The sequence below is a fragment of the Synechococcus sp. UW105 genome (genome assembly GCF_900473935.1).
Lineage (GTDB): Bacteria > Cyanobacteriota > Cyanobacteriia > PCC-6307 > Cyanobiaceae > Synechococcus_C.
Genome location: NZ_UCNN01000023.1, coordinates 22,931 through 32,460, shown reverse-complemented (window position 1 = coordinate 32,460; position 9,530 = coordinate 22,931). Strand labels below are relative to the sequence as shown.

Annotated in this window: 13 protein-coding genes; 7 read left to right on the top strand and 6 right to left on the bottom strand. The window is 48.7% G+C overall.

Features of this window, described 5'->3' with window-relative positions; translation table 11 throughout:
• Window positions 1–179 precede the first annotated feature (179 nt).
• From DXY16_RS15030 to DXY16_RS10060, 3 genes are all read left to right on the top strand, one after another.
• Window positions 180–344, top strand: a complete 165-nt coding sequence (locus tag DXY16_RS15030) for a hypothetical protein (RefSeq protein WP_206749559.1) — start codon at window positions 180–182, stop codon at window positions 342–344.
• 263 nt (window positions 345–607) lie between these two features.
• Window positions 608–769 carry a hypothetical protein gene (locus tag DXY16_RS14965; RefSeq protein ID WP_179949735.1) on the top strand — a complete coding sequence of 54 codons (162 nt, stop codon included), beginning with the start codon at window positions 608–610 and terminating at the stop codon, window positions 767–769.
• An 802-nt stretch (window positions 770–1,571) separates the two neighbouring features.
• Window positions 1,572–1,754, top strand: coding sequence for a hypothetical protein (locus DXY16_RS10060; RefSeq protein ID WP_206749558.1), 183 nt, complete (start codon window positions 1,572–1,574; stop codon window positions 1,752–1,754).
• Window positions 1,755–2,829: 1,075 nt separating this feature from the next.
• On the opposite strand, the gene DXY16_RS15295 is transcribed toward DXY16_RS10060, so the two are convergent.
• Window positions 2,830–2,958 (bottom strand): hypothetical protein, encoded by a 129-nt coding sequence (locus DXY16_RS15295; protein ID WP_256359594.1) that lies wholly within the window; start codon window positions 2,956–2,958, stop codon window positions 2,830–2,832.
• Window positions 2,959–2,975: 17 nt separating this feature from the next.
• On the opposite strand from DXY16_RS15295, the gene DXY16_RS10055 reads away from it, so the two are divergent.
• The gene (locus tag DXY16_RS10055; protein WP_115121102.1) at window positions 2,976–3,266 is read left to right on the top strand and encodes a hypothetical protein; all 291 of its coding nucleotides are present in this window, start codon (window positions 2,976–2,978) and stop codon (window positions 3,264–3,266) included.
• A 418-nt stretch (window positions 3,267–3,684) separates the two neighbouring features.
• Here DXY16_RS10055 and DXY16_RS14840 read toward each other — a convergent pair whose 3' ends face one another.
• The 3 genes from DXY16_RS14840 to DXY16_RS15190 form a co-directional block, all read right to left on the bottom strand.
• Window positions 3,685–3,849: a hypothetical protein gene (locus tag DXY16_RS14840; protein WP_170953922.1), complete on the bottom strand. Its 165-nt coding sequence runs from the start codon at window positions 3,847–3,849 to the stop codon at window positions 3,685–3,687.
• 262 nt (window positions 3,850–4,111) lie between these two features.
• Window positions 4,112–4,729: a hypothetical protein gene (locus tag DXY16_RS10040; protein WP_137007084.1), complete on the bottom strand. Its 618-nt coding sequence runs from the start codon at window positions 4,727–4,729 to the stop codon at window positions 4,112–4,114.
• Window positions 4,730–5,378: 649 nt separating this feature from the next.
• Complete coding sequence (locus tag DXY16_RS15190) at window positions 5,379–5,486, bottom strand: chlorophyll a/b-binding protein (RefSeq protein ID WP_256359593.1); 108 nt, start codon at window positions 5,484–5,486, stop codon at window positions 5,379–5,381.
• A gap of 1,211 nt (window positions 5,487–6,697) precedes the next feature.
• On the opposite strand from DXY16_RS15190, the gene DXY16_RS10020 reads away from it, so the two are divergent.
• Window positions 6,698–7,396 (top strand): phycobilisome rod-core linker polypeptide, encoded by a 699-nt coding sequence (locus tag DXY16_RS10020; RefSeq protein WP_244281646.1) that lies wholly within the window; start codon window positions 6,698–6,700, stop codon window positions 7,394–7,396.
• A 96-nt stretch (window positions 7,397–7,492) separates the two neighbouring features.
• Window positions 7,493–7,849, top strand: a complete 357-nt coding sequence (locus DXY16_RS10015) for a ferredoxin (RefSeq protein ID WP_244281648.1) — start codon at window positions 7,493–7,495, stop codon at window positions 7,847–7,849.
• 697 nt (window positions 7,850–8,546) lie between these two features.
• Here DXY16_RS10015 and DXY16_RS10010 read toward each other — a convergent pair.
• Window positions 8,547–8,828 carry a hypothetical protein gene (locus DXY16_RS10010; protein WP_137007083.1) on the bottom strand — a complete coding sequence of 94 codons (282 nt, stop codon included), beginning with the start codon at window positions 8,826–8,828 and terminating at the stop codon, window positions 8,547–8,549.
• Between the two features lie 168 nt (window positions 8,829–8,996).
• Here DXY16_RS10010 and DXY16_RS10005 point away from each other — a divergent pair, with 168 nt between their 5' ends.
• The gene (locus DXY16_RS10005; RefSeq protein WP_115121092.1) at window positions 8,997–9,131 is read left to right on the top strand and encodes a photosystem II protein Y; all 135 of its coding nucleotides are present in this window, start codon (window positions 8,997–8,999) and stop codon (window positions 9,129–9,131) included.
• Here the strand turns inward: DXY16_RS10005 and DXY16_RS14835 are convergent.
• Window positions 9,093–9,380 carry a hypothetical protein gene (locus DXY16_RS14835; protein ID WP_170953920.1) on the bottom strand — a complete coding sequence of 96 codons (288 nt, stop codon included), beginning with the start codon at window positions 9,378–9,380 and terminating at the stop codon, window positions 9,093–9,095. The two genes, DXY16_RS10005 and DXY16_RS14835, sit on opposite strands and share 39 nt — an antisense overlap.
• Between the last annotated feature and the right edge of the window lie 150 nt (window positions 9,381–9,530).

The window sequence follows — 9,530 nt, the reverse complement described above, 5'->3', positions numbered from 1 at the left end:
AGCCCAAATCACTGAACTGACAGACGAGCAACTGGAACTGGTGGAAGGCGGCGGCAAAGCCCGTGTCTTTTTTAAGGTTGCCAAGCATGCGGCTCCGTTCGTTATTGATTGGCTTACGAGGAAGTGATCTCTTTGCCAATTTTCAGCCAACTAATTATTCTTCTACTTATTTTTGAATCATGACTACACATTCTTCTTTTGCAGGCACTGCGATGAATGCCGAGGATCAAATTCTCGAGCTGACAGACGAGCAACTGGAACTGGTGGAAGGCGGCGGCAAATGGGGCCGTCGATTCCAAAAGTTCCGCAAAGGGATCGACTACCTCAATCGGGTGATTAATTAAGTCTCCGTGCCGGCAAGCGCCAGAGTCACAAGCCCCGCCCCGTGAGGAGCGGGGTTTTGTGGTGTCTGTGTGCGTTGTCAGCTCAGGCGTTGACTGGGGTTTGAGTCTTTCACCAGAGGTGCACCAGAAGTGTGCAGGAGGATCACCAGAGCTGTGCAGTGGGTTTCACCAGCGTGGCTGAGATCTTGAAGGAGTCGAGGGGGGCACCACCCCCACAGATCACCAACTCAACTCAACTCACGAACTCACTCACTTTTAAACCGATGACTGAACTCAACACCCAAGCCCAAATCACTGAACTGACAGACGAGCAACTGGAACTGGTGGAAGGCGGCGGCGTGCCAATGCCTCCAATGCTTCGGCTGCCAGGTGGTATCTATAACTTCTATCCAAGACGTCAGGTCAATCGCCGCGCTTGGTACTGACCTGAGGGCAATAATAAGCACTGGACGGCCCAAATAATAGGCTTGGACAAAGTGGAGTAAAGAGAATATGCCGAGGAATTGGATCAATTAAGGTCCCCACAAGCCCCGCCCCGTGAGGAGCGGGGTTTTGTGGTGTCTGTGTGCGTTGTCAGCTCAGGCGTTGACTGGGGTTTGAGTCTTTCACCAGAGGTGCACCAGAAGTGTGCAGGAGGATCACCAGAGCTGTGCAGTGGGTTTCACCAGCGTGGCTGAGATCTTGAAGGAGTCGAGGGGGGCACCACCCCCACAGATCACCAACTCAACTCAACTCACGAACTCACTCACTTTTAAACCGATGACCACTTCAAATTATGCCCAGTCTGACTTCAGTGCTGAGGATCAGATCCTTGAGCTCACGGAAGACCAATTGGAGGCAGTGGAAGGCGGGATAATGAGGACTCCGCCCTGGTTTGATCAACCGAAGGGAAGCCGACAGGCCGGATCCCGGTCAACTATCTTTTGGCTTTAAGTTAAGTCAACTAACTCCCGCCGCCCCGCCACAAGCGGGGTTTTTGTTGTCTGTGCGCGCCATCATCCAGCGATAGCCTGTGCTCTCACACATATTTCCACTCAGGAGCCGCATGGTGTGATGGCTCCGCCGCTGGTGTGGTGACCTATCGCAAGCCTCCGCTTAGTCAAGGGCATCATTTGAATGGCTGATCTGACCAGTCGGTAGCAAAAAATGCCTAAATAGTGTGTCGCCGTGAGCTCTGTGTGGGCCTTGATGTGTCCTATGAAGCCGCTGAAACGGACAAGTCTTCTGATGGCCAACATGCAGTACCGCTTTGCAAAGCACTCTCTCGCTGGCAAGAGCTTTGCTGCTGAAAGTCGTGAGCTCACCTATCGGGGGGCGACCTACATGACTCGCGTCTTCCAAAGCTGTGCAGATGATCCACAAGTTCTGCGTCTTGACTTCCAGGCACTGCAGGAACCCGTTGCAGCTTGATCTGGCCAGATAGAGGAAAGCTGTGAGGCTGTTCCTTTGCTGGAGCAGTGAATGTGGCGATGTCGCAGAGCGGTTGGGCTGCCCTAGCCCAGGCGATGATCAGTCGGTTCTGCAGTGAGAGGAGTTAGCCCCTCTTCTTCATCCAGCGCCTTCCGTGTGGAAAGCAGAGGGGTCGAAGGAAACCTCTCTGCTCGCCGGCATGCGACTCAAGGGTTCCGAGGCCCCTGAATCGCAACCACTGTCAGCCGAGATCAGTTGGTAGTCGATCGTGCATGATCAGTTGCCACGTGCCCAGTGATGCACTTCATTTGTTCCTTTGCTGCCGGGCTTTGTTGGTTGAAGCCTGAGGCCTGCAGTGTCTGTGCCGGCCATGGTGCGACCGTCATCAAAGAGCCTCTGGCTTCAAAGGATGGGCTTGCGTTCACGTTTGATTGGCATTCCTGACAGAGGCATTTGTGATTTGTTTATGGCGATAGGTTTTTGGAGTACTGATCTGAAGGCCATCTTCCGAAAGCGCAGCCAGGGGTTTGCCATCGGGAACGCCAACGCATGACTACCACACTCCAAACAACGCTTGCACTGCGAGAAGCAGCTCTTCAGCGCCTCGAGGCGTCACTGGCGGCCAAGTCAGCCTCCAAGACTCAGCCAAAGAAGCCTGTCGACGCAAGTGGCCCCGGCGATCACTCGTAGAAGCTGCGTGGAACGCTGCGATCAAAGCCTTCTTCGTTGCTGGCTATGGCATCACCCCCTTCGCTGGGAACGATCAGATGTCACACCAGACCTGTCTAGGGCTCCAGTACGGTCCTGATCATGGACATCGCACACATCCTTGGAGTTGCAGCTGCCTTTGGGCTCGGCGGGGTGCTCGCTGAGTTGAATAACAGGCGTGTGGGTCGCCGTGGTCGCCGGGATTGGCGCTGAAGAGACGCTCCTGAGGCATTGCTGTTGTCCGGCTGGGGAGTCGGGATCGACAGTTAGGGGGTGCTTCTATGGCCACCGATGCGACACACAACTGGTGGGGCCTCTTGTCATTGGGGAGGGGCATAAATGCCGATTGCATCTTTTCCCTCAGCAATTAAGACACTCTCATCACCACCATGGTCTGCAGAGAGGTGTCGATGCATTCACGCTCCAGCCACTCCTCGGGCACGGTGCAGCCCGCCCGACAGGCCATCACGTTGCTGTTGGCCCTCGCCACAGTCATTGGTTGTGGCTGGGCCAATGGGCGCTTTTGATGCAATCACTCAACGAAACATCACAAATAATTGTGTTGTGAATGACTTGCCTTTGCCCCTTGCTGTAGCTGCTTCCTTATTGCTCTTCAGTAAAAAATACTTTTGTGTTTTGAGCCAGTTTGAGCACATCCTCTGGTTAAGGTTCCCATTGGAGGCTTTGGTGTTGTTGGGAGTTTTGCTTGTGTCTAAGACTCTTAAAGAAGCAAGTTTGCTTGGGTTTACCTTTTTGCTGGGTTTGGCTGCTATCGAGGTTATGCTTCATTTTGCTGGGTTTTGATTGTGCTTTGGGAGCAGTGGCGGCCTCATTGCTCAGCGCCTCTCAGCCTGCAAGGAAGTCAATCTCCTGCGGAACTCAATGTCTTGATCATGCTCTCTCCAGCTTTGAAGTTTTTTTGGTTGGTGATTGAGACGCATTGATAGTGCTCATCACGCGGAATGATTCTTCCAAATCCTGTGTCGATGCAATCGATTGGAATCAGTTCGCAGTGGCCTTGAGTGAGGCCTGGTCTCTTGCCAGAGAGGGAGGCCACTGAGGTTGGATTGGCTTGTGGTTGATTCCGTGGTGCCGGATCACAGCAGAGATGCCGCTAAGCCTTGCGGGTCCGGTCCCTGGGCCGTGACTGTTGGCGGTCAACCAGAGTTTGTTGGCCATCTCTGCATCCTGTCGCCACGGGGCCGTCGGTTCCCCTCGCTGGCTATTCCGGCAAGTTCTCAACGGCGCGATGCATGAATCGCTTCACGAAAGGCATGGGCCACCCTTCCCGCTGCAGATTCTCGGCGATCTGATCGATCTGAATTGAGATCTCATCCGCCACGAGGTCTTCCAAGAGGGCGTTGGAGTGTTCCGTGCTGGAGGTCATAAGGCCAGGTGCATCTTCTTGCACTAGCCCAGGTCGACCTCATGCTGCCACTCTTCAGGCACTTTCTTTTTAGGTAGGACTCGTTGTGATCACCATCGTTTGTTGGTCTTTGTGAGTTCGACCCGATGATGCCAGCCAGCGATCATGAATCGGCGGCCATCAGTCATGCGTCATCTGAGGCGAGTTTGATGTTCGGTCTTTTCATTCTTTTCCAGCGTTGTCTCCCTTGTCTGGATCTGCCTGGTCTTAAAAAGTAGGTGTCTCAATACCGTGGGCCGACCTCAAGCCCATTCGGGCTGCTTGCACATGTCTTCTTAAATAATTCGCTTTCTGTGCGCCGTCTGACGATGGGCGTTGAAGCCCCACCCTTGTAATTGAATTCAAATAGATGATTAAAATCAGATCGGTCTATTGTTTCCATCTCTGACCAGCCCAAGCCTTTGGCTAGCTCGGGCATATCCCAATAGTGCCAGATGACGACGACGAGAGGGTATTGCGACGCTGGCAAGGCCCTTAAGGCTTTGCCAGCCTGGAGTGTCCCTTGCTTGGCTTGCCACAGAAATCGTATATTTTCCTGAGTGGCTACAGCAAGAGGGACTGCCGTTTGGTACTCCCGTTGATGGGATCTTGGTTTGTTGTTGTCAATCGGATGCACGTAGATTGCGCTCGGTTTGCCAAAGCAGCCAAGCAGCATGTAGGCCAAATTGATAGAACGCGTGAAGCCTTTTGGATTCAGATTTTGCGATGTATTGGATAAGTTTTTGTTTTCATGGCGAATTAAGATTAGGCGCTTTGGAGCAGCTTTTGCCGATGAAATAGTGATGCCTACTGTAAGCAGGATGAAGAATGCAAGTAGCCTCGAAGGGATTCGATGCAGCATGGATCGGGCTCGGGTGTATTCAGCATGCCTCATCATTGTTGCCATTGTGTTGAACTGTCTTGAGCAACGCTGAATCAATCATCCCAAGCACAAAATTTCAGCTTGTGCATTGTTCCGCGGCCAAGGCTTCTTGAGGCGATTGATTGCCAACAATCACCCTTTTGGATCAGCCCATCAAAGCAGGCTTGGGCATTGCGCATGTTGCCTGTATTCCAGCACAGGCGTGCTGCTGAACCTTCGCGCTGCAGAAAGCCGTATACCCCATTCCGCGCGACGCGCATTTGATATCCAAAACAGTCCGATGTTTGGACAGGTCGACCATCAGGGCACACGACTAACAGCCTTTCATCACTGAATGAGTCTGTTTCTCCATTGGATGTGAATGAGCATCGATCGTCCAATCGAGTCACACCATCCATCACCAGGAGACATTTGGCATTCAACGCACTGGCATCGCTCGGAGCTGTATGGAGTGCAGCAAAGCTGGCGGAGAGGGCTGCCATCAGCGCCACGGCTTTGATCATGGAGATCACTGGGTTGTCATCACCATGATTGCCTCTGTGATGCCTGCTTACAACTGCCTCGGAGGCTAAGAGTCGCCGCTCAAGACCAGCTTGCAGAGGTTGAAGCCAAGGTGTTCAGACATGGTTCAGCCAAGACTCGTTAGAAGGGGGTGGCCTTTGAGTAGTTCGGCGGCAATAGCACTGATAAAGCCGACCATTGCTAATCGACCATTTAAAAGCTCTGCAAAAGCCATCCCTTTTGGTATAGGGGTGTGAGGCTGTTTCCTTGTCATAGGGTTGAGAGGTCTCATGCATTCAATCTCATTAGATTTCAAGATCAGATTCAAAAGGCACAAGTCATCCTTTCAAGCGATCGATCCATGGTCTAGACGATTCCTATGGGCTGCTTAGGGCCAGATGATCACCTAAAGCTGTGTTCTGATTGTTTCAACAGTTGTCAATTATCGTTCAGTTGATTGAGCGGCATCATTACGAGAGATGCGATCTTTGTCTTTTAAAGAGACTGCTCCTGCTAAGCCAATTGGTCCAAACACGGACCCTGCGAGAAGCCATAGCCAGCTTGGATGATTTTTTGAATCTGCGATAGCTGTACTCAGCAGTCCACATGGAATCCAAACACAAAATAAGACGATTAAGATGTATGTGCTCATGGTTTGGCTTGTTTTTCTTCGTTCTACGTTCCCATTGCTTTTTTTGTTGTCGTATTTGATTGAAAAGTCTGTCTTCAAAGCATCCTTTCGTCGCAGCAATCAAGACTTTCCCCTTGGTCAAATCCCCAATTATCTATCCATTCAGTCCATTCTTGATGGCTTGGTCTAGCTCTTTTGTTTTGAGAGGTTGTCTCCACAGTGCAATGGAATGCATCACCAACGTCCTTCCTGGAGGGGGCGAGGCATCAAGTCATAGGCCTTGGCGTCAACCGGCTTCAACACAAGTGTGTTGACAAGCCGATGGCCAAAATGATCTCAGCATCCCGGTAACAACATGTCGTTGAGGGATGGGAGTGTGCTGCTTCACGACCACCAAGGGATGGATTGGTGTGGGTACGACGGCCAGAGATCCGCCATCAATGGCGTCTCCAGCGATTGATGGATCACTAGCGTTAGCCGAAGTGGCTGTGCTTCATGCCTGGTGTCCTGGTTTTATTCATGCCTCATTGTCGCTTGTATGCTGCTCGAATGAGCCCAACTGAATCAATCAATTGTTCAGCTAACATCTTTCCTCCTACCTTCATCAGCAGACGGTGTGACCTTTGTAACATAGTTTTTAATCATAAAAGCCGAAGGCTTACGTCATATTGGCGATATTGGCAGTAAAAATTATAATCAATTTGCCTCAGTCCTCTGGATAATTGTCTTGTGCGGATACGAGCTTGTCCTTAGCTATGCCATCAATTTTTAGCGACACTCGTTTGCAATATCCATACTCATCTCAACGATCCCGTGTGGATTCTTTTGATGCCAATAAAATCTCATCTCAAAAGCGAGATGAGACAACAGAGCCTTGTGATCAGCTTATAGAGCAATGTTACCGACAGATATTCTTTCATGCTATGACTGCTGATCGAGATGTTTTTCTGGAGTCACAACTTCGATCTGGCAGCATTACGGTCAGAGATTTTATCAGGGGTCTTCTTCTTTCAGAGCGATTCTATAGAGGCTATATTCTTTGCAATAGTAATGAAAGAATTGTTGAGCAAGTGATCGGTAGAGTGCTTGGCAGACCTGTTTACAACTCAGAGGAAGTGTTGTCTTGGTCTATCGTGATTGCTGGGCAAGGATTTGCTAAGTTTATCGATCTAATTTTAGATGGTAGTGAATATATGGATCGATTTGGTTACGACAGTATGCCCTTGCAGATTAACCGTCTGATTCCTGGCCAAGCGATTGGTGAGCTCCCCATCTATCAAAAATTGCCAAGATATTCTGAGTATTGGAGAGATAAACTCATTTCCAGCAAAATGATGATGTCGATTGATCAATTTAATGCCTACAGCCTAAGAAGAGCGTCTGTCGCAAGTCTCATCTATGACAAGCCCGAAGGGCGAGCCTTGACTATCTGGACTCTTCTTCTCTCCATTGGATCGATTAGTGCCCTCATCATTGTGCTGTCAATCTTTAATGCCACTTTTACGGTGCGATGAATGACTGAAAAGCTACCCATCAATGACAGTAGTCTTTTTTAATCAACGTCATCTATCAAGCTTTGAAAAATAATGCAGGAAGTTGATCAAAATAACATGATTGTCAGATCTGAATTTAAAGCTGGGATAGTTGAATTTGCTCGATTGCGTACAGGTGATGAGCCAATTTTAGGTGGCCAACTTAATGCTAAGGCTGTCTGGGTTGATGAACGGTCATGTATTGGATGTGGATATTGCATTAATGTTGCATCAAATACATTCATGATGCTTTCTCATTCTGGACGATGTAGAGCCCTTCGCCAAGATGGAGATTCGTTGATGCTTTTTCAAGAAGCCATCGATACATGTCCTGTCGATTGCATCCATTGGGTTGACTTTAGTGAACTAAGATCTCTCTTGTCTGGACAGTCTGGTGTGGTTACGCATAGAGGCACGCATCAATGGGCTTCCTAAGCATTCGTGAATCATGCAATCTGGATTGTCATGGGTCGGCTTGAAGTTTCTAGGTGAAGATCGATCTGATCTTGATCCCTTTCTTCGCTTCAGTGATTTGCTTGTCTACTTCTCTCGGTTTGGTTCAGATGTCAATATCGATGCAGCCTTTTCTTCCTATTTAGAGCAAACATGATTTTTATGAATTAAGTGACCGTGCTTGATCACTTGCCGTATTTTTCAAAGGGCATCAAAAGATCTACGTTCTATAGCTTTATTTTTTTATTCTTGCTCCTGTAGAGCAATATCGTCAACCCGGCTGCTGCTAATGGTATCGCAGTAAATAAAAGAATGTATATGGATGTATTGCTTTGCTGCATGGCTCATGTTTTTGAAATTGTAGTAGTCTCTGTGCGGCTGATTATGTATTGATTGATTGCCTGTTACGGGTTAGATGATTCTTGCTTGCTTTCGAAGTTGTGTTCACTGCTGGCCTTTTGTTGATCCCTTCTGTGCCAATTTAATCTGCCAGGTTCAGTTGGCGCGTTAGTTTGTGAAGGCAATGCATGTAGAGATAGATGGCTGAGTCATTCCTTCTTTGGGTTGATTTGTCTACTGCTGTTGTGTGTTTTGGCTTTATTGTTGGGATATTAAGCTCTTTGATGATTGATGATGACCTCTATTGGTGATCTAATCATCAATTGTATTCTTCTCGATTTTATCGTTTCGCTTGTTTTCGCCCTTCAAGGAATGCATCAAGATCCATCTTGGCGTTATTCCATCTGATTAATTTTTCGATACTTTGCCCTTGGAGCCAGTTGCTTTCTGCAGCGATCAACCTGGCGTGTAAAGCTCGCTCTGTTTTTGTCTCAAAACGAATTGTGCCGCTATCTAGCGGTGCATTGATGAAGTAGTCCCAATTTGGCTCAGTCATTCTGATCAGAATCTTTTCTGTATTTAACACCATAACTCTCTGTTTGGCGAATGATATGATTGCCATGACGTCTAGATTTGTTGTTTGCTTGAGCATATTAAATTGGTAGCATTTGAGTGGGTTGCTGGTAAAAAGAATGAAAGCATCGCTTGAGCTTATTGCCCCTTGGCCTGTAGCTTTTTATGCTTTCTTTCTCTGATGAAGGCAGATAATTGGCACAGCATTTAATTGACTGTGGATTTACGGATCGTTCTTGTTTTTGCTCCAATTGTTCTGGCGCTATCTTGGGCCGGTTATAATATTGGCCGTGCAGCGCTCGGTCAGTTTCAGTTAGCACTGCGTCAATACAAGAAAAACACTGGTAACTAGTCTGGTTGCCTTGTGAGGCAAGCCTGAACCTTCGTTTTCACCGCTTGAGTGGCATGTTCGTTGGCTTGTCTTGTTTGGTTTTGTGGCCTGTTCATCGATTGTCATCAGATAAGTCGGCAAAAGTTCTCTGACGAGTTGATCGAGGTAGCCACCTGCTCCTATCTCAACGCAAAGCACAGCTATTTTTGCTCTATCTAAAAATTCTTGTTGCTGTCGCTTCATTTCGGCTTCTTGTTCTGCACTCTTCACCCTTGCCCATGCAGCTTGTTTGATTTGTGCTGCCTATTTTGCTTTCTTGGTCTTTCCTCCCTGAGCTCTCTAATCGTGTTAGACCTGCTTCAGCGTTGCAATGGTGCGGGAAGAAGATTTAGCTCCAATTCATGCACTTCCTTCCTCTTG